Consider the following 25955-nt stretch of genomic DNA (forward strand, 5'->3'; position numbering starts at 1 on the left):
GGCCTGCTCCACGGAGCAGGCCTTTTTCATTGCTGCTGGCGTTGCTGCGCGTTTGCAGCAGGCGCCAGGCTTGGCCGAAAGCCTCACGAAGCAGGTGTCGCCAATGCGACATGGCAAGAAAAAATGCTTGCCAATCAAAGTTGATCGGTCTATATTGTCTGGACCGAACAGTACATTGTGTGTTGAGCGGTACACTAAAGGAAAATAACCATGTCGATCCGTCCGCCTCTTCCGCCGTTCACCCGTGAAACCGCCATCGAAAAAGTCCGTCTTGCCGAAAACGGCTGGAACACCCGCGATGCCGAAAAGGTCGCGCTTGCCTATACCGAAGACAGCTGGTGGCGCAATCGCGCCGAGTTCGCCCAGGGCCGCGAAGCGATTACCGCCTTGCTCAAGCGCAAATGGACGCGCGAGCTGGATTACCGTCTGGTCAAGGAGCTGTGGGCCTTTGACGGTGCGCGTATCGCGGTGCGTTTCGCCTACGAGTACCATGACGATTCCGGCCAGTGGTATCGCGCCTACGGCAATGAGAACTGGGAATTCGACGAGAACGGCCTGATGCATCATCGTCACGCCTGCATCAACGAGCATCCGATCAAGCCGGAAGAACGCAAATTCCTGTGGGACAATAGCGGCCCACGCCCGGCCGATCATCCCGGGCTGAGCGATTTCGGTATCTGAGGAAAATGAATGGCTAGAGTCATTGCGGAAAAAGACGATGTGATCCCCTTGCTGGCGGAGGTGTTTCGCACCTACGGTTTCGAGGGGGCGAGCCTGGCGCGCATCAGCGAAGGGACCAAGCTGGGCAGGGGCAGCATCTATCACTTTTTCCCTGGTGGCAAAGAAGAGATGGCCGAGGCCGTGCTGGGCCATGTGGATGCGTGGTTCAGGCGGCATGTGTTTGATCCGTTGAACGACAGCGACGATGCGGTCGCGGGCATCAAGGCCATGTTCGCCGATGTGAGCCGCTATTTCCTGTCGGGACAGCGGGTTTGCCTGGTGGGTGTCTTCGCGCTGGGCAATGAGCGCGACCGCTTTGCGGTGATGGTGCGCGATTACTTTGCCGCCTGGATCGAGGCGCTGGCCTCGGCGCTGGTACGCACCGGGCGCAAGCCCAAGGAAGCCCGTGCGCTGGCCGAAGAGGTCGTGGGGGGAATACAGGGGGCGCTGGTGCTGGCGCGCGCGCTGGACAGTACCGATGTGTTTGCGGAGACATTGAAGCGCTTTGAGAAACGGCTTTTAAGCTGATATTGATATCCCCCTTCAACCCGTCCATCACCCAGAACATGTCCCGACATCGCCTCGAAGAATTGATTTCACACCTCAATCTTGAACCCCATCCGGAGGGCGGTTTCTTTCGGGAGACCCATCGCAGCACGGAGCGTGTAGCGCGCTCATCGGGCGGTTCGAGCCGCTCGGCGGCGACGGCCATCTACTACCTGCTTGCTGGCGGGGACAGGTCAACCTGGCACCGGATCGATTCGGAAGAGATGTGGCACTTCTATGAAGGCGACCCCCTGCACGTCCATGTCCTGCTGCCGCAGGGGGAGCTTCAGACCTTGTGCCTGGGCAATGCGCTGGAGCATGAGGGCGCCCATTTCCAGGCGCTGGTCCCGGCAGGCGCCTGGTTTGCGGCCGAGTGCACGGTTCGGGAGGGCTATAGCCTGGTCGGGTGCACGGTGGCGCCGGGCTTCGAATTTGATGCGTTTGAAATCGCGCAGGCAGATCAGCTGCTGGAAGACTGGTCGCAGCACAAAGAACTGATTGAACGGTTGGCGCGGAAGTGACTATGGTGTTCATCGACAGAAGTGCCACGGAAGTCGGCTGACGGCCGGAAGCGGAACTCGTCTTTCCAAGAAAGCGCCTGCATATCGCGGGCGTTTTTGCATTCGGAGCTCCTGATCGGGAATAGACGTGCCAGTGGATAAAGCTATATAAAAATCAGATAACCCAGACCGGTGCCGGCGGGTTATGCACATAGCCCAACGTGGTGATGCGCGGGCGCCGTCAAGAGGCACTGCAAAATTGATCTACCTGATTTATTGATCGATATAACAAAATTAAGTTGTTTTACAGCTTTGTTCTCTTTGCGTAGAGTGGCCTCACGGTGTGGCCCACGAGAGGTCGCACCGCAAGTCCATCCACATTCAACGGGTCCCATCATGAAACCTATCAAGCACATCGCCGTCACTGGCGCCGCCGGTCAAATCGGATATTCCCTGGTCTTTCGCATCGCCAACGGCGACATGCTCGGCCACGACCAACCCGTCAGCTTGCGGCTGCTGGATGTCCCGGCGGCTCAGGCCGCGCTGCGCGGCGTGGAAATGGAACTGCAGGACTGCGCCTTTCCGCTGCTGCGCGACGTAGTCTGTACCGACGATGCCGAGCAGGCCTTCGCTCAGGTTGACTATGCGATTCTGGTGGGCGCGCAGCCGCGTCAGAAGGGCATGGAGCGACGAGACCTGCTGGCCGCCAATGCCGACATCTTCGTGCGTCAGGGGCGTGCACTCAATGCAGTTGCCAGCCGCACGGTGAAGGTGCTCGTGGTGGGCAACCCGGCCAATACGAACGCCCTCATCGCGATGAGCGCCGCGCCCAATCTCGACCCGTCCTGTTTCAGCGCGATGATGCGGCTGGACCATAACCGCGCCCGCGCCATGCTGGCCAAGCGCTTGGGTGAGCCGGTGGACAGCCTGGAGCAGGTGGTAGTGTGGGGTAATCATTCGCCCACCATGTATGCCGATTACCGTTTCGCGTTGGTTCGAGGAGAGCCGGCACCGCTGAGAATCCAGGACGAGCAATGGAACCGCGAGATCTTCATCCCCCAGGTGGCGCAGCGTGGCAGTGCGGTCATCGAGGCGCGCGGCAAGTCATCGGCGGCATCGGCCGCCAGTGCTGCGGTGGATCACATGCGCGATTGGGTGTGCGGCAGCCAGGGGCGTTGGGTATCGATGAGCCTGCCCTCAAATGGCGATTACGGGATTCCGGAAGGGATCTTTTTTGGCGTGCCCGTCCGTTGCGAGGACGGCCGTATCGAACGCGTCAATGGTCTGTCCATCGATACATTCGCGAGCGAACGCCTGCAGGGTGCCGTCAATGAGTTGCTGGAAGAGCGTGACGCCATCCGCCACCTGCTGCAGAGCTGAACTGTTCTGTCCTTCCCGCTTCCGGTCACCAAAAAACGCCTTGATGCCGTGCGATTCGCAAGCCGCCGACTTGCTGACGCACGGCAAGGTGAGAATGGTGGCTGATGGTCGCGCAAGCAGGCCATGCTTGAGACGTTCGCTATCGGCATCCAAGGGGGGGGCGTCCCGCGATGGCGTCGGTGCGCGCTCAAGCTCAGCCAGCGATCAAGTCGTGCGGCCTTGTCGCCCGCTCAGGAGCGCCTCCCGCCCTGGGCTTGCAGCGCCATCCTTATCCCCTCACCATAAGGCGTCTTCCTGATCGGCCCGATCAATTGCTGTAGCGCCGTATCATCCATGATCACTGGCTGCGTCTGCAGATAGTGCATCTCCACCAGCTCGCGCATCATCGGATGGAAGAGTCCGATGAGCCGCAGCATGGTCTTGCCTGCCACGCGTTTTTTCAGCTTGCGTCCGGTCTGGCGTTCCATTTCCGCAACCAGGGCCTTCTGTGTCGTCACGCCGGCACCGGCCAGGTGCCACACCTTGCCGAAGGCGGCAGGCGTGCTGACCAGCCTGGCCACTACCGGCCCGACATCGGGCACGAAGACGAACTCGTGCGGACGGTCTAGCGGCCCGATCAGGTCGGCTGTGCCGCCCTGGGCTGCGGCCTTGATCGCGCCATGCAGGAAACTGGCTTCGACGCCAGGGCCGTAGAAATCCGGCAGGCGCAATACGGCTGCACGGAGGTGGCCTTCCTCATGCGCTTGCATCAGCAGGTCTTCCTGCGCCTTGCGCATGCGGCCCTTGAAGGTATGCGGCTGGCGCGGATGATCTTCCCGTATCGGCGAGGACTGCGGCAGACCGTAGGGGTACACCGTACCGATGAGGAGGATCCGCTTGACGCCCGCGCGGATGGCACCGGTCAGGGTCTTGCGCATCAGTTCCGGATGCAGTTCGAACTGCGTGTAATGCACGCCCACCAGGTAGATCAGCGTATCGATGCCGTGTGCCGCCGCTTCGACCGAGGCCGGGGAATCGGGATCCCAGGTGATGATCTCGGCCAGGGGATCGGCGCCGAAGGCCTGGCGCAAGCTGGTTTCATTGCGCCCGACCACGCGGTAGGGCTGCCCTTGGGCACGGATGGCAGAGGCGATGCTTTGGCCGATGGCGCCGGCGGCGCCGAAGAGGGCAATCCTGGACATGGGGTTCTCCTGGGTGAGGGTATGAGGGCGAACATCCCCAGTATGCAAAATTGCGGTATAAATGAAAATTGCATAATTTAGCCTAGCCCCTATACATAAATGAATACCCCGGCCGACATCGAACCCAACTGGGAGTGGTACCGCAGTTTCCTCAAGGTCCTGGAAACGGGATCGCTCTCGGCGGCGGGGCGCGAGATGGGCCTGACGCAACCCACCGTCGGCCGCCACATCGAGCAACTGGAAGCAGTACTGGGGCTCAAACTCTTCGTGCGTTCCTTTGATGGGTTTTCGCCTACGGATGCGGCGCTGGAATTGAAGCCCTATGCGGCCGGCATCGCGGCCACCTCGGCCGCGCTGCGCCGGGTCGCCAGCAGCCATGGCAGGGAAGTGCGGGGCACGGTGAGGCTGACCGCCAGCGAGGTCATCAGCGTGGAAGTGCTGCCGCCCATCCTGGCCGAACTCAAGCATCGCCATCCGGGGCTGTGCATCGAGCTGGTGATGTCAAACCGGGCCGATGACCTGTTGCAGCGCGAGGCCGATATTGCCGTGCGCATGTTCAAGCCGGCCCAGGATGCGCTGGTGGCCAAGCGGCTGGGCAACATCGAAGTCGGATTGCATGCGCACCAGCGTTACCTGGCTGCGCACGGGGTGCCGCATTCGATTGCCGCGCTGGCCGGCCATGCGCTCATCGGCTTCGACCAGGAGAACGCCTACGTGCGCAAGGTGCTGGAGCAATTCCCTTGGCTCGCGCGCGCCGGCCTTGCGTTTCGGGCCGATAGTGACCTGGCGCAACTGGCGGCCATTCGTGCGGGCTTCGGTATCGGGATTTGCCAGGTCGGTGTGGCGGCCAGGGAAGAGGCGCTGGTGCACCTGCTGCCCAGGAAATTCTCGGTCAAGATGGAAACCTGGATCGCCATGCATGAGGATCTGCGCGCCAGTCCGCGTTGTGCGGTGACCTTTGCGGCGTTGGTGGCGGGATTGGGGGCGTATATACGTGGTGGCTGATGCGCGTCCGCCTTGGTCAAAAAAAATGCCTGCTCCGAAGAGCAGGCATTTTCAATTCAGCACTCAAACTACATGTCACTGCCACCCATACCGCTTGGCATACCACCCCTTCATCCCCTGGATCAGCACCGCATAAGCGACCAGGATAGCCACCAGCCACGGGAAGTAAGACAGCGGCAGCGCCTCCAGCTTGAAGTAATGCGCCAGCGGCGTCATCGGGATCGCAATGCCGATGGCCATGATGACCAGCGTCATCCCCATCAGCGGCCACGAGGCGCGGCTCTGGAAGAAGGGGATGCGGCGCGTGCGGATCATGTGCACGATCAGCGTCTGCGACAGCAGCCCTTCGATGAACCAGCCGGACTGGAACAGGGTTTGATGTTCCGGCGAGCTGGCGCCGAAGACAAACCACATCAGCGCAAAGGTCGTGATGTCGAAGATCGAGCTGATCGGGCCGAAGAAGACCATGAAGCGGCCGATATCACCGGCATCCCAGCGCTGCGGCTTTTCCAGGAATTCCTTGTCGACGTTGTCGAAGGGAATCGAGATCTGCGAGACGTCATACAGCAGGTTCTGCACCAGCAGATGCAAGGGCAGCATCGGCAGGAAAGGCAGGAAGGCGCTGGCAATCAGGACCGAGAAGACATTGCCGAAGTTGGAGCTGGCCGTCATCTTGATGTATTTCAGCATGTTGGCGAAGGTCTTGCGGCCTTCCAGCACGCCTTCTTCCAGCACCATCAGGCTCTTCTCCAGCAGGATCAGGTCCGCCGCTTCCTTGGCGATATCCACGGCCGTATCCACCGAGATGCCGATGTCGGCCGCACGCAGGGCCGGCGCATCATTGATGCCATCCCCCATGAAGCCGACCACATGGCCACGGTCATGCAGCACGCGCACGATGCGTTCCTTGTGCGCTGGCGAGAGCTTGGCGAAGACGGTCACCGTTTCCACCGCTTCGGAAAGTTCGGCATCGCTCATCTTCTCGACATACGAACCCAGCAGCATGCCCTTGACCTCCAGCCCGACCTCGCGGCAGATCTTGGCGGTGACCAGCTCGTTGTCGCCGGTCAGGATCTTGACCTTCACGCCATGGGCACGCAAGGCGGCCAGGGCAGGGGCGGTCGATTCCTTGGGCGGATCGAGGAAGGCGATGTAACCGATCAGCACCAGGTCCGATTCGTCCGCGAGGCTATAGACCTCCTTGGTCGGCGGCAGGTCCTTGGCGGCCACACCGACCACGCGCAGGCCTTCGGCGTTGAGGCTGCCGGTGGTGGCGCGGATCTCGTCCAGCAGGGCCGGGGTCAGCGGCACCACTTCGCCGTTGACGCGGGCGCGCGAGCACACCGAGACGATTTCCTCGACCGCACCCTTGCAGATCAGCTCGTGGTGATCCTCGCGCTCGGACACCACCACCGACATGCGGCGGCGCTGGAAGTCGAAAGGAATTTCGTCGACCTTGCGATAGGCCGAGGCGATGGACATTTCACGTTGCAGTTCGGCGTGCTCCAGCACGGCCACGTCCAGCAGGTTCTTCAGGCCGGTCTGGTAATAACTGTTCAGGTAGGCGTATTGCAGCACTTCGTCGTCGGGTGCGCCGTGGATGTCGGTATGACGTTCCAGGAAAATCTTGTCCTGCGTGAGCGTGCCGGTCTTGTCGGTGCACAGCACGTCCATGGCACCGAAGTTCTGGATCGCATCGAGCCGCTTGACGATCACCTTCTTGCGCGACAGCGCCACCGCGCCCTTGGCCAGGGTCGAGGTCACGATCATGGGCAGCATCTCGGGCGTCAGGCCCACGGCCACGGAGAGGCCGAACAGGAAAGCTTCGACCCAATCGCCCTTGGTGAAACCATTGATGAAGAACACCACCGGCGTCATCACCAGCATGAAGCGGATCAGCAGCCAGCTGACCTTGTTGACGCCCGCCTGGAAGGCCGTGGGCGTGCGGTCGGTGGCGGTGACGCGCTCAGCCAGCGCGCCAAAATAGGTGCGCTTGCCGGTGGTCAGCACCACGCCTGTGGCCGAGCCGCTGACCACGTTAGTGCCCATGAAGCAGAGGTTGTCCAGCTCCAGCGGGCTGCTGGTATTGAGGTTGCTTGGGGTGACGAATTTTTCCACCGGCAGCGATTCGCCGGTCATCGCGGCCTGGCTGACGAACAGGTCCTTGGCGGCCAAGAGGCGCAGGTCGGCGGGGATCATGTCGCCCGCCGAGAGCAGCACGATGTCGCCCGGTACCAGCTGGTGGATGGGCACTTCGACGCGGCGCGCGCCCTTGGGGTGCAGCAGCACGTCGAAGTAACGCTGCGCTTCGGCGGCGATCTCTTCGACCTGGTCGTGGCGCATCACGGTGGCGGTGTTGCTGACCATGGCCTTGAGCTTGTCGGCGGCGGTGTTGGAACGCGCTTCCTGCACGAAGCGCAGCAAGGTCGAGACCACCACCATGGTACCGATGACGATGGCGGCCTTCATGTCCTCGGTGTAGAAGGAGACGGCGGCCAGCAGGGTCAGCAGCAGGTTGAACGGGTTCTTGTAGCAGTGCCACAGGTGGACATACCAGGTCAGCGGCTTCTCGTGCTCGACTTCGTTGGGGCCGCTGTGTTCACGGATGGCATCGGCTTCCGCTTCGGTCAGGCCATCGGGGCGCGACCGCAGGCGCTGCAGCAGCGCCTGGGCTTGGCTGCGGGAGGCTTCGCTCAATTGCTCGGCCAGGGTTGGCGGGACTTCCTTTGTCACCGGGGCGCTGCGGAACATGTCCATGCCCAGGCGGCGGAAGTGACGGTCCATACCGCGTGCGCGGATGAAGCTGACAAAGGTTTCTTTCAGCAGGTTCAGGTTCATGGCGTGCTTCTTTTCTTGTTGGGCCTCGTCCCGTGGACGAAGCGGTTTGCATCGCGTCGGCCTGCAGCAGGGCAGGCCGGCATCGGGGTCAGCGCCGTGTGGACGGCCCCCGCCAAAGACGGGCGGCCGGACGCGGCGCGCTGGGTCTTCGCGTGTTCATGATGGATGTGTCAGTCGCATTGCAGCCTCCGCCTGGTTGAGCGGAGACCCTGTCATCGGCGCCTGAAGGCGCAAGCAGACGTGCAGCCGCATGGCGGCTGGCCATGCGGAAGGCGGTGCGCCATGGCGCCCGCGGCATCAGGCCGGCCGGTTGCCGGCTCGAAGGAGCGGGCAATGCGGTCGCGATGCAGCTGCGTTCTGACGCCGTGTCTGCGGCGGTCGATCGTCGATCTGTCGTTGTGAGGGAATGTCGTTGTCAGCGGCGCTGCTGAAAACCCGATCTGCAAAGACCGCGCGCTGCCGACATGAATTGCCGTCATCTGCCTGGTGCAAGATGACGACAGGATGAAGTCCTGCTGAAATCCTTGCTGAGGCTTAACCCGGAATTAACCGGCAACAACTGTCACCCGAACAAGTGCCCATGAGAGGGACTCCAAAAAATGAGAACGGGCGAATTCTACGCCCGCGCGGAAAACAGGGTCAAGGCAAATCCGCCCCCGTTGCCGAAAATTTGTGCATCTGCAACAAGCCGGAATGGAAGCTTTCTGCTTCAGGGTGGGGATCAGGAAGCTGATTTTTGCCGCCCTGGACGCTGCTCTGCAGCACCGATTCTCGTGCGCAGCGGCTTGTCTTCCATGGTGTACGGCCTATACTCGATACGAGGCAAGCCCGAACAGAGTACGCGCAGCAGCCCCGCGCAAAACCAATAAACTCGACCAGGAGACGCATCATGCCCAACCTCATCATGAACAACCTGATGTTCTTTATTCCCATGGCGCTGGCGGGTTTGTTGCTATGCGGGGAGGTTCCGGTGGCCTCAAGGATGGTCCGTACCAGTTTGAGAGCAGTGGGCGCGGTCTTCGGCGCATTGCTCGCCCTTTTAGTACTGGAAGCACTGCCAGTGCTAATTTAGCGGGCTTTCTGCGGCCCGCTTTGCCGCTCGTTGCGGCAGTGGCCGGGGCATCGGCGCAGGCATTTTTTTAGGGAAGTACGCCTATCATTCCGTCATGCCGATCGCCCCGCCTTGATTTCCCTAGGTCGATGTTTTCACAGTGGTCTCGTGGCGGCCCCGAAAACATCGGCCTTTTTTGCGTCCATCGTTTTCGTGGGTTCATCGGCGCCAGTTCAGACGCAGCAGGGCGGCGGCGCTTGATTGGGCGAGCCGGCCGCGCGTTCGAGCCCGGGATGCCAGACCACCAGCCGGTCCCGTCCGCTTTCCTTGGCACAGTACATGGCATGGTCGGCCCGTTGCAGCCAGACGAAATGGGCCTCCATGTCGGGCGAGAAGGGCACCAGTCCTCCGCTGACGGTGCAGCCATATAAATTGTTTATATCATTGTGCAGGCGCGCCGCTTCGACCAGGCCCTGCGCCAGCGCCAGCGCGTCGGTGGGGTGCATGTCCCGCAGGATCACCCCGAATTCTTCTCCCCCGTAGCGCCCGATCCAGTCCTGTTCGCGCAGCCTTGAACGCAGCAGGCGCGCGAAGTTGCGCAGCACTTCGTCACCGACCAGGTGGCCCCAGGTATCGTTGATGCTCTTGAAGTAGTCCAGGTCCAGCAACAGCAGGAAGGTCTGGGTCTGTCCCGATGGCTGGCGATGGCGGCGTTCGAATTCTTCCATCAGCAGGCTTTCCCAGTAGCGTCGGTTGAAGAGCAGGGTGAGGCCATCGAGCTGGCTGACAATCTCGAACTGGCGTGAGCGTTCTGCCAGTTTCTTCGACATCAGGTAGGTGGATTGCCCCAGCGCCAAGGGATAGAGCGCCATCATGGGCAGGCAGGCGAGGATGGTGGTCAGGTCCGACTGGGGCAGGAAGTGCGCCCCCAGCAGCCACCATCCCAGTGCGCAGGCAAGGATGCTGGCATAGAGCCCGCGCAGGAACAGGCGCAGGCCGCCGGCGGCTATGTTATCCATGGACAGTATCGAGATGATGACCGCGCTGGGCACCAGGTTGCCCTGCAGGGCCGCGATCCAGAAGCCGCCGAAGGCGGCATCGATGACCAGGTTGCGCCGCTCGGCGCGATAGGGAATGACACTGCGCAGCGCCCAATGGCGGGCGACGTGGGGCCATACGTAGCCATGCGCCGCCAGCAGCAGCCACAGCGGCCACGGCACGGGATGTTGCAGAAAACCGGCCGCGACGCAGAAAAATCCCACACCCAGTCCGATCACCCGCAGACGATAGATACGCTGCACGAAGCGCACACCCTTGCCGGCCAGTGCGGCTGTAGCGGCCTCAACCGTACCGGTTGCCCGCGGGCGATACAGCGCCAGCGGATCGACGAGATTGAGCAGCAGGCGCCGCAGGCGCGGCCACCCTGAAGGGGCCGGGGGCGCGGGTGAACAATCGGGGTTGGAGGGGGATGACATGTTCATGTTTTTCTTTCGTCGGGACCGCAGGTGCTGCCAGGGCGACCGCGCCGGTCAGGCGGATGGTACGTACTGGTTACATGGAAAGCATGATTATCGGTCACGCAGCGTAACGCCTTCCGGCGGCTCTTCGCAAGCCTGGCCTGCCCTTGCCTTGACCCCGGTCGGTCGCGCACGGGGAACCGTTTCCTGCTGGCATTGGTCATTGGCAGGCCGGGCTTGTGCATCTTCCCTGTTGCAAACGGCAGGTGTAAAGCCTTCAGGGCCTGTCCAGAACAGGCCCTAGTGTCGCATGGCAAGGTGACGCGCCGATGTCCTCTGACGGCGGGCCGCACCGGGCGCGCCAGCGGCCTGCCATGCATCCCCTATAATGCCTGCTCCTCATTCCAGTCTGAATCATGCTCCGCTTTCCCCGCCTCCTGCAGTGTCACCGGTTTGGTTTTTCTTCGTTCATCGTTTCGCTCCTGGCCAGCAGTGCCGTCTGCGCGCAGGGCCTGCCGCCGGCCGTGGTCGGCGCGCTGCGGGTGGCCCATATCCCGCAGCAGAACACGGGGGTGGTGGTGGTCGATGCCGAAAGCGGCAAGCGCATGCTGGCGGCCAACAATACCGCGCAGCCCTTCAATCCCGCTTCCGTGATGAAGCTGGTGACCACCGATGCGGCCCTGGAGATCCTCGGTCCGACCTATACCTGGAAGACCCAGGCCTATATCGACGGCACGCTCTCCGGGGGCGTGCTCAATGGCGACCTGATCCTCAAGGGCGGGGGCGATCCCAAGCTGGTGCTGGAGAATTTCTGGCTGTTCCTGCGCCAGTTGCGCGCACGCGGCATCAAGGACATTCGCGGCAACCTGGTGCTGGACCGCACTTATTTTGCGGAGTCCAGCTATGACCCCTCGCAGTTCGATGGGGATCCGCAGAAGCCCTACAACGCCGGTCCCGATGCGCTGCTGATGAATTACCGCACCCAGGCTTTCCGGTTTGAACCGGATGCGGCCAATGGCGTGGTCAACGTGAGCATGGATCCGCCCATGGCCGGTGTCACCCTCACGCCGCCGCGCCTGTCGCAGGAGCCTTGCGGCGACTGGCAGGGCAAGCTGAAGATGAACAACGACCCCAGCGCCGTCAGTTTCACCGGCAGCTACAGCGCAGATTGCGGGCCGCGTGTGTGGTATGTCCATCCTTACCGCATGAATAATGTGCAGTATGTAGGCGCGAGTTTTGCACAGATGTGGGCCGACCTCGGCGGCAGTTTTGCCGGACGCGTGCTCAACGGACAGGTCACGCCTTCGGCACGGCTGATGGTGGAAGTGCAGTCGCCACCGTTGCCGGAAGTCATCCGCGACATCAACAAGTACAGCAACAACGTGATGGCGCGCCAGGTGCTGCTCACGCTGGGGGCGGAGATGACCGGCCAGCCCGGGGACACCGTCAATGCCGCGCGCGCGGTGCGTGGCTGGCTCAATGACAAGGGCATCGATACCAATGGCCTGGCCATCGAGAACGGTGCCGGTCTTTCCCGCGTGGAGCGCGTCACGCCGGCGCTGCTGGCCAGCGTGCTGGTGCAGGCTTATCGTTCCCCGCTGATGCCGGAGTTCGTATCTTCGCTGCCGCTGGTGGGTTACGACGGCACCATGCGCCGTCGCCTGAAGACGCAAAGCGTGGCGGGGCAGGCGCATATCAAGACCGGCACGCTCAATGACGTGCGTTCGATTGCGGGCTATGTGCAGGCGGCCTCGGGCAAGACCTATGTGGTGGTGTTCCTGATCAATCACGCTGCTGCGCCCAATGGGCAGCAGGCGCAGGATGCCTTGTTGCAGTGGGTGTACGAGAACGGTTGAGTTGAGCAGCGGGCGGCTTCAATCGCAGCCGCCGCCACCCACTAGGGCCTGTTCACATCGCATCAAAGTAGCAGGGGTTTGTCGGAGAGTTCGTTGTGCAGGTCGCCGGCGCCATCCGGGGCGCGCGGCAAGGCCTTCGCCAGGATCGCATGCAGGCTGGCCAATGCCTGCAGGGTGCTGGCCTCGTAGTGGCCAGCGGCATACCCGGCAGTCATCTGCCTGCACACCTGTTGCCATTGCTCCCGCGTGACACGCGCATTGATGCCGCGATCGGCGACGATTTCGACCTTGCGGTCGGCCAGGTTGAGGTAGACCAGCACGCCGCAGTTTTCCTCGGTATCCCAGATGCGGTAGTGCGAAAACAGCTCATGCGCGCGCTGGCGTGCGCTTTCGCCGCGCCGCACTGCGCCCAGCGTCAGCGCGGCTTCGACGATCACGCGCACTTGCGCACGGTGCTGCCGTTCTCCTTCACCGATGCTGGCCTGGATCGCCTTGAGGGTGGAAGAGGGAAAGATGCGCCGTGCCGCCGCACGCGTCATGCGCAGGTGGCGCAGCAGGCGCGCAAACAGGGAAGGGGATGCATTGTTGTGCGCCATGTCACCAGTCTCCCGAGGCGCCGCCGCCATCGAATGTACCGCCACCGCCGGAGAAGCCGCCACCGGACGAACCGCCAAATCCACCACCGAATCCGCCGCCACCCGAACGCGAACCGCCCCGGCCGGAACTGGCCTGCCGCAAGGCCTCATCGACCAGGCTGCCGATGATGACCCCGGCGGTCGTGCTGCCGCCGCGTCCCCAGTCATTGTTGTTGAGCGCATTGCGGTTGCTGCGGCGCGACTTGAGCAATACCGTGAAGAACACCACCAGGAACAGACCGATCACCACCAGCGTGATCCAGCCTGCGCCATCGTCGCTCTGTACTGCGCCGGAGGATCGTTTGGCCGGTGGCAGCTTTTCCTGTTCCAGCAGGGTGGTGATGGCCGTCACGCCCGCCGCTAGGCCGCCATAGAAATCGTTCTGGCGGAAATGCGGGGCGATCACGTCTTCCAGGATGCGCTTGGATTGCGCATCGGTGAGGCTACCCTGTACGCCACGCCCGGCTTCGATGCGCAGGCGGCGCAGGGATTTTGGGTTGTCCTTGGCGACGATCAGGATCACGCCATCATCCACGCCCTTGCGGCCCAGCTTCCACGCTTCGGCCACGCGGATGCTGTATTGCTCGATGGCTTCAGGTGCGGTGGAGGACATCAGCAGCACGCCGATCTGGCTGCCGGTGCGCTGTTCGATGTCGGCCAGAACGCCGTCGAGGGCCTGGCGCTGCTGCGGCTGCAGCAGGTGGATCTGGTCGACGACGTGGGCCGTCAGCGGCGGTACCGGCACCAGGCCGTCATCGGCACGGGCCGGTCCGGCCAGCGCGATCCACGCCAGCAGCCAGCAGGTCAGGAGCAGTTTGCGCATGGCCAATGGGGCGGGCGCTTACTTGCCAAAGTTGACCGTGGGCGCGGTCGAGATGGCTTTTTCGTTTTCTACCGTAAACGAAGGTTTGACTTCATAGCTGAACAGCTTGGCCGTGATGTTGGTGGGGAAGCTGCGCGCCAGGATGTTGTAATCCTTCACAGCGGCGATGTAGCGCTGACGGGCCACGGTGATGCGGTTTTCAGTCCCTTCGAGTTGGGATTGCAGGTCGCGGAAGCTGGTGTCGGCCTTCAACTGCGGATAATTCTCGGAGACCGCCATCAGGCGCGACAGCGCCGACGACAATTGCCCCTGCACTTCCTGGAATTTGGCGAAGGCCTTGGGATCGTTGAGCACTTCGGGGGTGATCTGGAAGCTGGTGGCCGCAGCACGGGCGCGGGTAACGGCTTCCAGGGTGTCCTTCTCGTACGAGGCATAGCCCTTGACGGTGTTGACCAGGTTCGGGATCAGGTCGGCGCGGCGCTGGTACTGGTTGACCACTTCGCCCCAGGCGGCCTTGGTGGCTTCATCCTTGGCCTGGAATTCGTTGTAGCCGCAGCCGGAGAGGGTGAGGGCGGTGATGGCGATGGCCAGCCAGGAGAAGAGTTTTTTCATGTTGTTTTCCTCGTAGCAAAAGTGAAGCAAAGGGAGCGCATGAGACCATGCAAACCTCATGAAGTGCCCGATGTTCCGTGAAAACCCCTGAACATCAGTCAAAAATCGAGGTCTGGGCAGGCCGGCGCGCTACAATAGCGCATCTTTCAGTTAAAGGCACCACCGTGACATTCATCGAGAAACTCAACGCTGCGTGGACTTCGCGCAATTCCCTGCTGTGCGTCGGCCTGGACCCCGACCTCAAGAAATTCCCCGCCGAGCTGCAGGGCAAGCCGGACGCGATCTTCGAATTCTGCCGCGCCATCATCGATGCCACCGCCGAAGCCGCCTGTGCCTTCAAGCCGCAGATCGCCTATTTCGCTGCCCTCGGTGCGGAAGAGCAACTGGAGCGCATCTGCGCCTACCTGCGCACCAACTACCCCGAGATCCCGCTGGTGCTCGATGCCAAGCGCGGTGACATCGGCGCCACCGCCGAACAGTATGCCCGCGAAGCCTTCGAACGCTATGACGCCGACGTCGTCACGGTCAGCCCCTACATGGGCTGGGACTCGGTCTCGCCTTACCTGGAATGGAAGGATCGCGGCGTGATCGTGCTGTGCCGTACCTCCAATGCCGGCGGTTCCGACCTGCAATTCCTGGAAGTCGATGGCAAGCCGTTGTACCAGCACGTGGCGCGCCTGGTGGCCGAGAAGTGGAATACCAACGGCCAGTGCGGCCTGGTGGTCGGTGCCACCTTCCCGCACGAGCTGGCCCAGGTGCGCGCCATCATCGGCGACATGCCGCTGCTGGTGCCGGGCGTGGGGGCCCAGGGTGGCGATGTGGAAGCCACGGTCAAGGCCGGCAAGACGGCCTCGGGTACGGGCATGATGATCAATTCTTCACGTGCCATCCTCTACGCCAAGCCCGAAGCCGGCGAAGATTTCGCCGCTGCGGCGCGCCGGGTGGCCATCGAGACGCGGGACGCGATCAACCGCTTCCGCTGAGCTGCGCAAGCACAGATGAAGAAAAAGGCGGCGACTCCATGGGAGCGCCGCCTTTTTCTTCATGTTCGCCGCGTCAGTCTGCCAAAAGCTTCAGCAGGCCCTTGAGTGAATGTTCCACCGTCTGGGCCCGCACCTGCTGGCGGTCGCCCTTGAAGACCAGGCGCTCCGTATAGGTCTTGTCGCCCACGCGCCAGCCGAAGCAGACGGTGCCGACCGGCTTGCCCGGCACCGCGCCGCCGGGGCCGGCGATGCCGGTGGTGGAGACGGCCACATCCGAACTGCTGTTGGCCACCGCCCCTTCGGCCATGGCACCGGCGATTTCCTCGCTGACCGCGCCATGCTGGGCGATCAGGGCTTCGGAGATGTCCAGCAATTCGTTCTTGGAGGCGTTCGAATAGGTCACGAAACCGCAATCGAACCATTCCGAGGATCCGGCGATTTCAGTGATGGCATGGGCGATGCCGCCACCGGTACAGGATTCTGCAGTGGCCAGGAGCAGGCCTTTGGCTTTGAGGGTGTGGCCCACGCGGGTGGCCAGGTCCAGGGTGCTGTCCATGAGTGTCATCCTCGGCTGTGCCGCAGTCGGCGCCGGGAGGTGGGCGCGCTGCGGTCGGTTGATCAACGAAGTGCGTGGGCTAGGGCCTGTTCACATTCAATCTGTGAGTGCGAGAGGTCGCCAAGCGTTGGCTGCCTAGGCGCGGCGACGCGCCGTGGTGGTGCCACGGCAAGGAGCTGCAACAACGGCAGGCGACGCTTGGCGGCCTCTCCCGGAGGGTTGCCCCCAGAAGGCGCGCTGGCCGCGTTGCACGTCAGGGCTGGTGGCACCACCACCAGCCCTGACGCGCGCCTTGCCAACACGCCTTCTGGGGGCAACGCATCTCACAGATTGAATGTGAACAGGCCCTAGCATACTCCGATGTCAGGAAATGTTGTATCGGACAAGCTCCGATTGTTCACTTCCGGTTACCAATAAGTGCGCCAGAACGCAAACACCAGCAGCGTATAGAAGGCTGCCACGATGTCATCCCACATCACGCCGAAACCGCCCTTGAAGCGGCGGTCGAACCAGGCGATCGGGGGCGGTTTGACCATGTCGAAGAAGCGGAACACCAGGAAGGCCGCAAACTGCGTCTTCAGGCTGGCCGGCATGACCAGCACCAGCACCAGCCAGAAGGCGATGATTTCATCCCACACCATGCTGCCGTCATCGGGCGAATTGAGCGCCTGCCCCGTGCGGTGGCAGGCCCAGATGCCGATGATGAAGCCGGCCGCAATGATCACCAGCCAGTTCGCTGCCGTGAAGACATGCGGCCAGCGTGTGGACAGCACCGCATAGGACAGCCACGCAAAGAGGGTTCCGGCCGTGCCCGGCATGATGGGCGAGAGGCCGCTGCCGAAGCCCTGGGCGATCCAGTGCGCCGGATGGGCCAGCATGAAGTGCGGGGTCGGCTTGCGTTTGCGGGGCGAGGCCGAAGGCGGCGGCGGGAAGGGCGAAGAAGCTTGGTTCATGAACGGAAATGATCGAAGGAATCCGGCGTGTCCTGCAGCGGTTCACCGGCGGCATCGAGCAGCCGCAATCCGGCTTGCGCATCGATCTGGCCAATGCGGGTGACGGTGGTTCCAGCGGACTGGGCGGCCTTGAGGACAGCCTCGCGCTGGCGTGCCGGGGCAGTGAAGCACAGTTCGTAATCGTCGCCGCCGGACAAGGTAAAGCGGCGGCGCAGGTGCAGGTCGCGCTGCTGCAAGGCAGGGCCGGGCGGCAGGGCGTCCACGTCCAGCGTCGCCCCCACATGTGAACGTTCGAGGATGTGGCCGAGGTCGCCCGTCAGGCCATCGGAGATGTCGATCGCGGCATGGGCAATGCCACGCAGGGCCAGGCCTAGCGCCACGCGCGGGGTGGGCGCATGCATGCGCGGGGCGGCCAGCTGCAGTTCTTCGGTGTTGATGTCGAATTCCTGGCGGTAGCCGGCCAATGCCAGGCGGGCATCGCCCAGCGTGCCGGAGACCCAGATGTCATCCCCGGCGCGGGCGGCATCGCGGCGCAGCGCCTGTTGCGGCGGCACTTCGCCGAAGACCGTGATGCTGATGGTCAGCGGTCCTTTGGTGGTGTCGCCGCCGATGAGCTCGCAGCCATGGGCATCGGCCAGCGCCAGCATGCCCTGCGAGAACGGTGCCAGCCAGTCGGCGCGCGCTTCCGGCAAGGCCAGGGCCAGCGTGAAGGCAATCGGCTGGGCGCCCATGGCGGCCAGGTCGGAGAGGTTGACGGCCAGGCACTTGTGGCCCAGCAGCAGGGGATCGGCATCCGGGAAGAAGTGGCGGCCAGCCACCAGCATGTCGCTGGAAATGGCCAGCTGCATCCCCGGGGCCGGTGTCATCAGCGCGCAGTCGTCCCCCACACCCAGGGCCGTGCGGCTGTCAGGAGCGGGCGGGCGGCTGAAATAGCGCGCAATGAGTTCGAATTCGGAAAGCATGGCGCGATTGTAACCAATCCGTCACGGCTTCAGGCGCACAATATCCCGGCGACGGCGCATGTTGCGATGCAACGCAAACTGCCCGGATGCCGCGCCAGGGCAGGGTGCGCGAGCCCATGGTGAAGGGATAGGGGTTTTCCCCAATACCGGATAGGCAAGGGCAGTGTCAGCCTCTCGTGCGGGAAATCAAGCTGCGCGCAACTGCGCACATCAGGCGGCAACTGGTCGTCATCTGGCCCCGGAAATGCCATGTTCGCGGTCATCACGGGTTTGGGTCGACAGGCCGCAAAGCCAGTCCGGAAAAGGCTTTGCGCGGAGCAGCATGAGCCCGGCGGCCTATGATTGAGGGCCGACCTCTGCTAGAATCGACCCCCTTCGCAAGTCAACTAGAGAATACAGAGTATGGATTCGATGATCAGTAAGAAAGAAGAAGTGCGTCAGCAACTTCGTCAGGCAGCGCTGGATTACCACGAGTTTCCGACCCCGGGCAAGATCGCGGTCACGCCCACCAAGCTGCTGACCAACCAGCGTGATCTCTCCCTCGCGTATTCTCCGGGCGTGGCTGCGGCCTGCGAAGAAATCGTCGCCGATCCGCTCAACGCCTTCCGCTATACCGCCCGTGGCAACCTGGTGGCCGTGATCACCAACGGTACCGCCGTGCTGGGCCTGGGCAACATCGGTGCGCTGGCTTCCAAGCCGGTCATGGAAGGCAAGGGCGTGCTGTTCAAGAAGTTCGCCGGCATCGACGTCTTCGACATCGAAATCAATGAAACCGACCCGGACAAGCTGATCGACGTCATCGCGGCCCTGGAGCCGACCTTCGGCGGCATCAACCTGGAAGACATCAAGGCGCCGGAATGCTTCTACATCGAGCGCAAGCTGCGCGAGAAGATGAAGATCCCGGTCTTCCACGATGACCAGCACGGTACCGCCATCATCGTCGGCGCCGCCATCCTCAACGGCCTGAAGGTCGTGGGCAAGGACATCAAGAACGTCAAGCTGGTGGTCTCCGGCGCCGGCGCGGCGGCGCTGGCCTGCCTGGACCTGATCGTCGACCTCGGCTTCCCCATCGAAAACATCTTCGTCACCGACCTGGCCGGCGTGGTCTACAAGGGCCGCAAGGAGCTGATGGATCCGGACAAGGAGCGTTTCGCCCGCGAAACCGATGCCCGCACCCTGGCCGAAGTGATCCCGGATGCCGACATCTTCCTGGGCCTGTCCGCTGCCGGCGTGTTGAAGCCCGAGATGGTCAAGCAGATGGCCGCCCGTCCGCTGGTGCTGGCACTGGCCAACCCGACCCCGGAAATCCTGCCGGAAGAAGTGATGGCCGTGCGTGACGACGCCATCATCGCCACCGGCCGCTCGGATTATCCGAACCAGGTCAACAACGTGCTGTGCTTCCCCTACATCTTCCGCGGCGCGCTCGATTCGGGTGCCACCACCATCACCCGCGAGATGGAGATCGCCACCGTCCACGCCATCGCCGAGCTGGCCCAGGCCGAGCAGTCCGATATCGTGGCCTCGACCTATGGGATCGCCAACCTGTCCTTCGGCCCGGAATACATCATTCCCAAGCCCTTCGACCCGCGCCTGATGATCAAGATCGCGCCGGCCGTGGCGCGTGCTGCCGAAAGCTCCGGTGTGGCCGCCCGTCCGATCCAGGACATGGATGCCTACATCGAGAAGCTGGAACAGTTCGTCTACCACAGCGGTACCTTCATGCGCCCGATCTTCCAGGTCGCCAAGAAGGCTGCCGAGGCCAAGAAGCGCATCGTCTACGCCGAAGGCGAAGAAGAGCGCGTGCTGCGTGCGGTCCAGGTGATCGTCGATGAAAACCTGGCCAAGCCCATCCTGGTGGGCCGTCCGGAAGTGCTGGAACAGCGCATCAAGAAGTTTGGCCTGCGCCTGCGTGCCGGCACCGACTTCGAGGTCATCAACCCCAACTTCGACAACCGCTACCGCGATTACTGGCAGAGCTTCCTGGAGATGTCGCGCCGCAAGGGTGTCACCGAGCAGTATGCCAAGCTGGAAATGCGCCGCCGCCATACCCTCATCGGTTCCATGGCCATCCACAAGGGCGATGCCGATGGCATGATCTGCGGCACCTACGGCACCACCCAGCTGCACCTGCACTACATCGACCAGGTGCTGGGCAAGCGCGAAGGCGTGAACGTGTATGCCGCGATGAATGCGGTGATCCTGCCCAATCGCCAGCTGGTGATGGTGGACACCCACGTCAACGAAAACCCCAACGCCCGCGAACTGGCCGAGATCACCATGCTGGCCGCTGAAGAAATGCGCCGTTTCGGCCTGCATCCGCGTGCTGCGCTGCTGTCGCACTCGAACTTCGGTTCGAGCAACAGCGAATCGGCCCGCAAGATGCGCGAAGCCCTGGGCATCCTGCGCGAAATCGCGCCGGACCTGGAAGTCGATGGCGAAATGCACGGCGATACCGCGCTCGATTCCAAGCTGTTGAATGCGGTGATCCCGGATTCGCCGTTGAAGGGTGACGCCAACCTGCTGGTCATGCCCAACATCGACGCCGCCAACATCGCCTACAACCTGCTCAAGACCGCATCAGGCAACGGCGTGGCCATCGGCCCCATCCTGCTGGGTTGCGCCAAGCCGGTTCATATCCTGACGCCCTCGGCGACGGTGCGCCGCATCATCAACATGACGGCCCTGTGCGTCATGGATGCCTTGTCCGAACGCTGATCGCAGCCTCGGTCAGGTCGCAAGACCAGGAGACCGCAATACCGTAATACCTTGAGAGCGGCGCATGTCGAAAGACATGCGCCGTTTTTCATTGCGCGCGTGGCTGGATTCCCGAACATGCCGCGCAGCAGCATTCCGGGAATCCGCACCGGGTGGGCGGCTTGGTTTTCTCTGTTTTTGATAAAACCCTTTGCAATCAATGGCTTGTGATCTCGTTGCCGAACTTTTCGTGCTGGCACGAAGCCTGCAATATGAACATCAAAACAAAAAAGCAAACACGGAGACAGACACCTGATGCGCTCATGCATCGTCTTCACGCGCCTGGTCCCGCTGGCCTCTGCGTTATGCCTTGTTCCGGTTCAATCAAAGCAAGATGACCCGCCGCACGTCGCGTCTTTCGGACAGGCCTGCGGCCAACACAGGAGATCTCCATGAGTGTCACCCCGCAAAGCAGCGCGCCCAGCACCACCAGCACGCCCTTGAGCGCCACCGAATACCGCAAGCGCATCTTCGCCATCCTCGGCGCCTCCTCCGGCAACCTGGTGGAATGGTTCGACTTCTATGTCTATTCCTTCTGTGCGATCTACTTCGCACCGGCCTTCTTCCCCAAGGGTGACGCCACCAGCCAGTTGCTGAACACGGCCGGCGTGTTTGCCGCCGGTTTCCTGATGCGTCCCATCGGTGGCTGGCTGTTCGGCCGCATCGCCGACAAGCATGGCCGCAAGACCTCCATGCTGATCTCGGTCCTGATGATGTGCGGCGGCTCGCTGGCCGTGGCCGTGCTGCCGACCTATGCCACCATCGGTGCCTGGGCGCCGGCGCTGCTGCTGCTGGCACGCCCGTTCCAGGGCCTGTCGGTGGGCGGTGAATATGGCACCTCGGCCACCTACATGAGCGAAGTGGCGCCCAATGGCCGCCGCGGCTTCTTCGCCTCCTTCCAGTACGTGACCCTGATCGGCGGCCAGTTGCTGGCCGTGCTGGTGCTGTTCGCCATGCAGCAGTGGCTGACCAAGGCCGAGCTGATGGCCTGGGGCTGGCGCATTCCCTTCGTGCTCGGCGCGGTCGGTGCGCTGGTGGCGATGTACCTGCGCAGTTCGCTGGCCGAGACCTCTTCGGCCGGTGCCCGCAAGAAGAAGGAAGCCGGTACCCTCAAGGGCTTGCTGCAGCACAAGCGCGCCTTCCTGAACGTGGTGGGCTTCACCGCCGGCGGCTCGCTGATGTTCTACACCTTCACCACCTACATGCAGAAATACCTGGTCAACACCGCCGGCATGGATCCCAAGGTCGCCAATGGCGTCATGACCGGCGCGCTGTTCGTCTACATGATCCTGCAACCGATCTTCGGTGCCATCTCCGACAAGATCGGCCGCCGCAATTCCATGCTGTGCTTCGCCTTCTTCGGCATGGTGGGCACCTTCCCGATCCTGCATTTCCTCAAGGACGTCAGCAGCCCCGGCGTGGCCATGGCGCTGGCCATCCTGGCCTTGACCATCGTCAGCTTCTATACCTCCATCAGCGGCCTGATCAAGGCCGAGATGTTCCCGCCTGAAGTGCGCGCCCTGGGCGTGGGCCTGTCGTATGCGGTCGGTAACGCCATCTTCGGTGGTTCGGCCGAGTTCGTGGCGCTGTCGCTGAAGTCGGCGGGCGTGGAATCGGCCTTCTACTGGTACGTGAGCGCACTGTGCCTGGTGGCGCTGATCATCAGCCTGCGCATGCCGGATCCGCAGCGTGACGGCCACCTCAAGGGCGATGTCGCCATGAACCCGGACGATGAACACGGCGAGGTCGATGCCGCTACCGGCAAGCTGCACAAGCCGGCCTGATCGCCCTTTGCCCGCGCGCCGCTGCCTGCGGTGGCGCGCGGCGCGTTATCATGACGCCTCCAACGCGGCGCCCTGCGGGGCGCCGCGCTGCTTTTGACCCCAACCTTCATGCGCGCGCGACGAAACCTGCTGATTTTGACCCTGTTCCTGGCGGCCACCCTGCTGGTCTGCGGGCTGACCTATCGCATCGCGCTGGGCCGGGCCGAGAGCGATCAACGCAACCAGGCCGCCGCCCAGTTGCAGATCGCGGCGCTGGACCTGGAATCGATCCTGCAGAAATATGAAGCCTTGCCCTTTGCCCTGGGCTTCCAGTCCGATGTGCGGCAGGTCTTGCAGCATCCCGAGGATGCGTTGTCGGTGGATCGCCTCAATCGCGCGTTCAAGACCATCCAGCAGCAGTCGCGCGCGGTCAATATCTTCATGCTCAACCGCCAGGGTGTGACGCTGGCTTCGAGCAACTGGGATGAAGAATTCAGTTATGTCGGCCGTGACTTCGGTTTCCGGCCTTATTTTCGCGAGGCCATCCTGGGAAGGGCAGGGCGCTTCTACGGCATCGGCAACATCTCCAGCGAACCGGGCTATTTCATCGCCCAGCCCATCTATCGCCGCCAGGACCAGGCCGAGGGCGACCTGCCCATTGGCGTGATGGTGGTCAAGGTGGACCTGGCCGAGTTCGAACATACCTGGCGCAGCAGCAGCGATCCGATCACGCTCACCGATGCCGGCGGGGTGGTGTTCCTCAGCAACCGGCCCGAATGGAAGTACCACAGCCTGCAAGCACTGAGCGCGCCGGTGCAGCGCGAGCTGGAAGGCACGCATCAATATGCGGACCTGCCCATCACGCCGGTCTCGACCTTGCCGCCGGCCCTGCAGCGCGGCTTCGGCACCCACGTGTCACGGCCGGTAGGGCGGCTGGGATGGCAGTTGATGCTGTTCCCCTCGCAGGCGCGCATGCAGCGTTCAGCCATGCTCTCGGCGATGGCGGCCGCGCTCTTCATGGTGGCGCTGGCCATTTCGCTGCTGGCCTGGTACCAGCACCGGCGTCGCCTGCAGGAACGGCTGGCGTCGCGCAACGCCTTGCGCCGCGCCGCCGAGGAACTGGACCAGAAAATCGCCCAGCGCACCGAAGAACTGACCGCCGCCAACCAGGCCATCGCCGCCAAGTACGCCAAGCTGCAGCAGACCGAGAGCCTGTTGCGCACCACCCAGGATGAACTGGTGCAGGCCGGCAAGCTGGCCATGCTGGGCCAGATGGCGGCCGGGATGACGCATGAACTGAACCAGCCGCTGGCGGCCATTCGCGCCTTCGCCGACAACTCGGTGAAGTTTCTGGCACGCGGGCAGGCGGCGCAGGTGGCCGAGAACCTGGAACACATCAGCCATGCCAGTGCCAGCATGGGCAAGATCATCGGCCAACTGAAGGGCTTTGCCCGCAAGAGTGGTGAAGCGGTGGCGGCGGTCGACCTGCGCCAGGCGGTGGAGGCTTCGGTACGGCTGCTCTCCAGCGACTTCGAAAAGCAGGGTGTGGAAGCCCGCATCACCATGCCTGGGCCAGTACATGTGACCGGTGATGCGGTGCGCACCGAACAGGTCATCGTCAATCTCTTGCGCAATGCGCTCGATGCGGTGGAAGAGGCGCCGCAGCAGTGCGTCTGCGTGGTGCTGGAGGTCGATGCAGAGCGTCAGCAGGCGGTGCTGCGCATCCGGGACTCTGGTGCGGGCATCGCCGATGAGGTGGCGCCGCACCTGTTCGAGCCCTTCTTCACGACCAAGTCGTCGAGCAAGGGACTGGGCCTGGGGTTGGCGATATCCTCGTCCATCGTCCAGGCCATGAATGGCCAGTTGAGCGCACATAATCATGAGCAGGGCGGCGCGGAATTCGTGGTGCGCCTGCCGCTGTTGAAGACGGAGAATGGATCTGATGGATAAACCCGCCGCTACCCCCAGCGCCTTGCTGATCGAAGATGAACAGGCAGTCCGCCGCGCCACGGCCCAGGCCCTGGAGCTGGAAGGTTTTACGGTGACCGCCTGCGCCAGTGCCGAAGAGGCCATGCCGCTGCTGAACCGGGATTTCCCTGGCGTTCTGGTGACCGACGTGCGTCTGCCGGGCTGGTCGGGTTTGCAGGTGCTGGCCCATGTCATGCGCATCGATCCGGATCTGCCGGTGATCGTGGTCACCGGCCATGGCGACGTCAGCATGGCGGTCGAGGCCATGCGCGCGGGCGCCTACGATTTCGTGGAGAAGCCGTTCGGCTCGGACAGCCTGCTGGAGATCGCCTTGCGGGCCCAGGAAAAGCGCAGCCTGGTGCTGGAAAACCGCCGCCTGCGCGAAGCCTGGGCGCATGATCCCGAGCTGCCGCCGCTGGTGGGCCAGTCGCCGGCCATCGAGCGCGTCCGTACCCTGATCCGCAGCCTGGGGCCGGCCGATGTGGATGTGCTGATCAACGGGCAGACCGGCAGCGGCAAGGAAGTGGTGGCGCGCTAACTGCACGCTGCCAGTGGCCGCAAGGGGCCGTTCGTGGCCCTGAACTGCGGGGCCTTGCCGGAGACGGTCTTCGAGAGCGAAATCTTCGGCCATGAAGCGGGCGCCTTCACCGGCGCCCAGAAGCGCCGCATCGGCAAGCTGGAATATGCGAACGGCGGCACGCTGTTCCTTGATGAAATCGAAAGCATGCCGCTGGCCCTGCAGGTCAAGCTGTTGCGCGTGTTGCAGGAGCGGCGCCTGGAACGGCTGGGCGGAAATGAATCGGTCGCCATCGATTGCCGCGTGGTGGCGGCCAGCAAGGCTGACCTGCTCAAGCTGTCGGCCGAAGGACAATTCCGCGAAGACCTGTATTACCGCATCGGCGTGGTCTCCATCGACCTGCCTGCCCTGAACCAGCGCAGCAGCGATATCCCGCTGTTGCTGGCGCATTTCTGCCAGGCCGCATCGATACGCTACCGGCGCGAGCCGCCGCCGTGGACGGCGGCCCAGATGCAGCAGTGGCAGCAACGTGAATGGCCGGGCAATGTGCGCGAACTGCGCAATTTTGCGGATCGCTGGGTGCTGGGCGTGGAGCAGATCACTGCCGCCGGTGCGCCGGTATCCCTGTCGCAGTCCCTTCCTGAACAGGTAGAACAGTTCGAGGCAGGCCTGATTGCAGCCGCTTTGAAGGACAGTGAAGGCAGCGTCGCTCAGGCAGCCGACCGGCTGGGCATTCCGAAGAAGACGCTCTACGACAAGATCCGCAAATATCAGTTGGCCGGCGCTTGAGGGCCTGGATGCATGTGCGTGTGCTTTCTTCAGGCGAGCCTGTGCGCAGATGAAAAGAAAACGCCGCTGCGGTGATGATCCGCAGCGGCGTTGAGCGATTCAGCAG

General features: G+C 63.1%; 20 protein-coding genes and 1 pseudogene. 12 read left to right on the plus strand and 9 right to left on the minus strand.

Features of this window, described 5'->3' with window-relative positions; genetic code table 11:
- Positions 1-210: 210 nt before the first annotated feature.
- From CEJ45_RS09300 to CEJ45_RS09315, 4 genes are all read left to right on the plus strand, one after another.
- The gene (locus CEJ45_RS09300) at positions 211-681 is read left to right on the plus strand and encodes a nuclear transport factor 2 family protein (protein WP_008331044.1); all 471 of its coding nucleotides are present in this window, start codon (positions 211-213) and stop codon (positions 679-681) included.
- 9 nt (positions 682-690) lie between these two features.
- Positions 691-1248: a TetR/AcrR family transcriptional regulator gene (locus CEJ45_RS09305; protein WP_088754864.1), complete on the plus strand. Its 558-nt coding sequence runs from the start codon at positions 691-693 to the stop codon at positions 1246-1248.
- Positions 1249-1286: 38 nt separating this feature from the next.
- Complete coding sequence (locus tag CEJ45_RS09310) at positions 1287-1787, plus strand: cupin domain-containing protein (protein ID WP_088754994.1); 501 nt, start codon at positions 1287-1289, stop codon at positions 1785-1787.
- 372 nt (positions 1788-2159) lie between these two features.
- Positions 2160-3146, plus strand: coding sequence for a malate dehydrogenase (locus CEJ45_RS09315; RefSeq protein WP_162292101.1), 987 nt, complete (start codon positions 2160-2162; stop codon positions 3144-3146).
- Between the two features lie 230 nt (positions 3147-3376).
- Here the strand turns inward: CEJ45_RS09315 and CEJ45_RS09320 are convergent, their stop codons facing one another.
- Complete coding sequence (locus CEJ45_RS09320; protein WP_088754866.1) at positions 3377-4327, minus strand: SDR family oxidoreductase; 951 nt, start codon at positions 4325-4327, stop codon at positions 3377-3379.
- Between the two features lie 99 nt (positions 4328-4426).
- Here CEJ45_RS09320 and CEJ45_RS09325 point away from each other — a divergent pair, with 99 nt between their 5' ends.
- Positions 4427-5332: a LysR family transcriptional regulator gene (locus tag CEJ45_RS09325; RefSeq protein ID WP_088754867.1), complete on the plus strand. Its 906-nt coding sequence runs from the start codon at positions 4427-4429 to the stop codon at positions 5330-5332.
- A gap of 75 nt (positions 5333-5407) precedes the next feature.
- Here CEJ45_RS09325 and mgtA read toward each other — a convergent pair whose 3' ends face one another.
- Complete coding sequence (mgtA, locus tag CEJ45_RS09330) at positions 5408-8170, minus strand: magnesium-translocating P-type ATPase (RefSeq protein WP_088754868.1); 2763 nt, start codon at positions 8168-8170, stop codon at positions 5408-5410.
- A gap of 889 nt (positions 8171-9059) precedes the next feature.
- On the opposite strand from mgtA, the gene CEJ45_RS09335 reads away from it, so the two are divergent.
- On the plus strand, positions 9060-9242 hold the full coding sequence (locus tag CEJ45_RS09335) for a hypothetical protein (protein ID WP_006462830.1): 183 nt from the start codon (positions 9060-9062) through the stop codon (positions 9240-9242).
- A gap of 212 nt (positions 9243-9454) precedes the next feature.
- On the opposite strand, the gene CEJ45_RS09340 is transcribed toward CEJ45_RS09335, so the two are convergent.
- Positions 9455-10702: a diguanylate cyclase gene (locus CEJ45_RS09340; protein WP_241517315.1), complete on the minus strand. Its 1248-nt coding sequence runs from the start codon at positions 10700-10702 to the stop codon at positions 9455-9457.
- Positions 10703-11094: 392 nt separating this feature from the next.
- Here CEJ45_RS09340 and dacB point away from each other — a divergent pair, with 392 nt between their 5' ends.
- Positions 11095-12534: a D-alanyl-D-alanine carboxypeptidase/D-alanyl-D-alanine endopeptidase gene (gene dacB, locus CEJ45_RS09345; protein ID WP_088754869.1), complete on the plus strand. Its 1440-nt coding sequence runs from the start codon at positions 11095-11097 to the stop codon at positions 12532-12534.
- Between the two features lie 62 nt (positions 12535-12596).
- Here the strand turns inward: dacB and CEJ45_RS09350 are convergent, their stop codons facing one another.
- From CEJ45_RS09350 to CEJ45_RS09360, 3 genes are read right to left on the minus strand one after another with little or no spacing between them, the layout of a single operon-like run.
- Positions 12597-13130 (minus strand): TPM domain-containing protein, encoded by a 534-nt coding sequence (locus CEJ45_RS09350; RefSeq protein WP_088754870.1) that lies wholly within the window; start codon positions 13128-13130, stop codon positions 12597-12599.
- Position 13131: 1 nt separating this feature from the next.
- Positions 13132-13992, minus strand: a complete 861-nt coding sequence (locus CEJ45_RS09355) for a TPM domain-containing protein (RefSeq protein WP_187697652.1) — start codon at positions 13990-13992, stop codon at positions 13132-13134.
- 18 nt (positions 13993-14010) lie between these two features.
- A complete protein-coding gene (locus CEJ45_RS09360; protein WP_088754872.1) occupies positions 14011-14604 on the minus strand; it encodes a LemA family protein in 594 nt (197 codons plus the stop codon).
- Positions 14605-14768: 164 nt separating this feature from the next.
- Here CEJ45_RS09360 and pyrF point away from each other — a divergent pair, with 164 nt between their 5' ends.
- Positions 14769-15587 (plus strand): orotidine-5'-phosphate decarboxylase, encoded by an 819-nt coding sequence (gene pyrF, locus CEJ45_RS09365; protein ID WP_088754873.1) that lies wholly within the window; start codon positions 14769-14771, stop codon positions 15585-15587.
- 73 nt (positions 15588-15660) lie between these two features.
- Here the strand turns inward: pyrF and CEJ45_RS09370 are convergent, their stop codons facing one another.
- The 3 genes from CEJ45_RS09370 to thiL form a co-directional block, all read right to left on the minus strand.
- Positions 15661-16143 carry a CinA family protein gene (locus CEJ45_RS09370; RefSeq protein WP_088754874.1) on the minus strand — a complete coding sequence of 161 codons (483 nt, stop codon included), beginning with the start codon at positions 16141-16143 and terminating at the stop codon, positions 15661-15663.
- A 407-nt stretch (positions 16144-16550) separates the two neighbouring features.
- Positions 16551-17096, minus strand: coding sequence for a phosphatidylglycerophosphatase A family protein (locus tag CEJ45_RS09375; RefSeq protein WP_088754875.1), 546 nt, complete (start codon positions 17094-17096; stop codon positions 16551-16553).
- The gene (thiL, locus tag CEJ45_RS09380) at positions 17093-18058 is read right to left on the minus strand and encodes a thiamine-phosphate kinase (protein WP_088754876.1); all 966 of its coding nucleotides are present in this window, start codon (positions 18056-18058) and stop codon (positions 17093-17095) included. The genes CEJ45_RS09375 and thiL overlap by 4 nt, the downstream gene beginning before the upstream one ends.
- A 402-nt stretch (positions 18059-18460) precedes the next feature.
- Here thiL and CEJ45_RS09385 point away from each other — a divergent pair, with 402 nt between their 5' ends.
- The 4 genes and pseudogenes from CEJ45_RS09385 (at position 18461) to CEJ45_RS09400 (ending at position 25849) form a co-directional block, all read left to right on the plus strand.
- Complete coding sequence (locus CEJ45_RS09385) at positions 18461-20773, plus strand: NADP-dependent malic enzyme (RefSeq protein ID WP_088754877.1); 2313 nt, start codon at positions 18461-18463, stop codon at positions 20771-20773.
- A gap of 431 nt (positions 20774-21204) precedes the next feature.
- Entirely contained in the window at positions 21205-22596 is a 1392-nt protein-coding gene (locus CEJ45_RS09390) for an MFS family transporter (protein ID WP_088754878.1), read from the plus strand.
- A gap of 108 nt (positions 22597-22704) precedes the next feature.
- Complete coding sequence (locus CEJ45_RS09395; protein WP_088754879.1) at positions 22705-24525, plus strand: sensor histidine kinase; 1821 nt, start codon at positions 22705-22707, stop codon at positions 24523-24525.
- Positions 24518-25849, plus strand: a pseudogene (locus tag CEJ45_RS09400) (sigma-54-dependent transcriptional regulator). The gene CEJ45_RS09395 and the pseudogene CEJ45_RS09400 overlap by 8 nt, the downstream one beginning before the upstream one ends.
- Positions 25850-25955: the final 106 nt, after the last annotated feature.

Source organism: Herbaspirillum aquaticum (genome assembly GCF_002213425.1).
GTDB lineage: Bacteria > Pseudomonadota > Gammaproteobacteria > Burkholderiales > Burkholderiaceae_D > Herbaspirillum > Herbaspirillum aquaticum.

Bases quoted from the DNA above. Each gene is read 5' to 3' on its own strand.
- CEJ45_RS09335 (WP_006462830.1), top strand. From the start codon at position 9,060: ATGCCCAACCTCATCATGAACAACCTGATGTTCTTTATTCCCATGGCG.
- thiL (WP_088754876.1), bottom strand. From the start codon at position 18,058: ATGCTTTCCGAATTCGAACTCATTGCGCGCTATTTCAGCCGCCCGCCC.
- CEJ45_RS09390 (WP_088754878.1), top strand. From the start codon at position 21,205: ATGAGTGTCACCCCGCAAAGCAGCGCGCCCAGCACCACCAGCACGCCC.
- CEJ45_RS09310 (WP_088754994.1), top strand. From the start codon at position 1,287: ATGTCCCGACATCGCCTCGAAGAATTGATTTCACACCTCAATCTTGAA.
- dacB (WP_088754869.1), top strand. From the start codon at position 11,095: ATGCTCCGCTTTCCCCGCCTCCTGCAGTGTCACCGGTTTGGTTTTTCT.
- CEJ45_RS09320 (WP_088754866.1), bottom strand. From the start codon at position 4,327: ATGTCCAGGATTGCCCTCTTCGGCGCCGCCGGCGCCATCGGCCAAAGC.
- mgtA (WP_088754868.1), bottom strand. From the start codon at position 8,170: ATGAACCTGAACCTGCTGAAAGAAACCTTTGTCAGCTTCATCCGCGCA.
- CEJ45_RS09305 (WP_088754864.1), top strand. From the start codon at position 691: ATGGCTAGAGTCATTGCGGAAAAAGACGATGTGATCCCCTTGCTGGCG.
- CEJ45_RS09375 (WP_088754875.1), bottom strand. From the start codon at position 17,096: ATGAACCAAGCTTCTTCGCCCTTCCCGCCGCCGCCTTCGGCCTCGCCC.
- CEJ45_RS09355 (WP_187697652.1), bottom strand. From the start codon at position 13,992: ATGCGCAAACTGCTCCTGACCTGCTGGCTGCTGGCGTGGATCGCGCTG.
- CEJ45_RS09325 (WP_088754867.1), top strand. From the start codon at position 4,427: ATGAATACCCCGGCCGACATCGAACCCAACTGGGAGTGGTACCGCAGT.
- CEJ45_RS09385 (WP_088754877.1), top strand. From the start codon at position 18,461: ATGGATTCGATGATCAGTAAGAAAGAAGAAGTGCGTCAGCAACTTCGT.
- CEJ45_RS09340 (WP_241517315.1), bottom strand. From the start codon at position 10,702: ATGAACATGTCATCCCCCTCCAACCCCGATTGTTCACCCGCGCCCCCG.
- CEJ45_RS09360 (WP_088754872.1), bottom strand. From the start codon at position 14,604: ATGAAAAAACTCTTCTCCTGGCTGGCCATCGCCATCACCGCCCTCACC.
- CEJ45_RS09395 (WP_088754879.1), top strand. From the start codon at position 22,705: ATGCGCGCGCGACGAAACCTGCTGATTTTGACCCTGTTCCTGGCGGCC.
- CEJ45_RS09370 (WP_088754874.1), bottom strand. From the start codon at position 16,143: ATGGACAGCACCCTGGACCTGGCCACCCGCGTGGGCCACACCCTCAAA.
- CEJ45_RS09350 (WP_088754870.1), bottom strand. From the start codon at position 13,130: ATGGCGCACAACAATGCATCCCCTTCCCTGTTTGCGCGCCTGCTGCGC.
- CEJ45_RS09300 (WP_008331044.1), top strand. From the start codon at position 211: ATGTCGATCCGTCCGCCTCTTCCGCCGTTCACCCGTGAAACCGCCATC.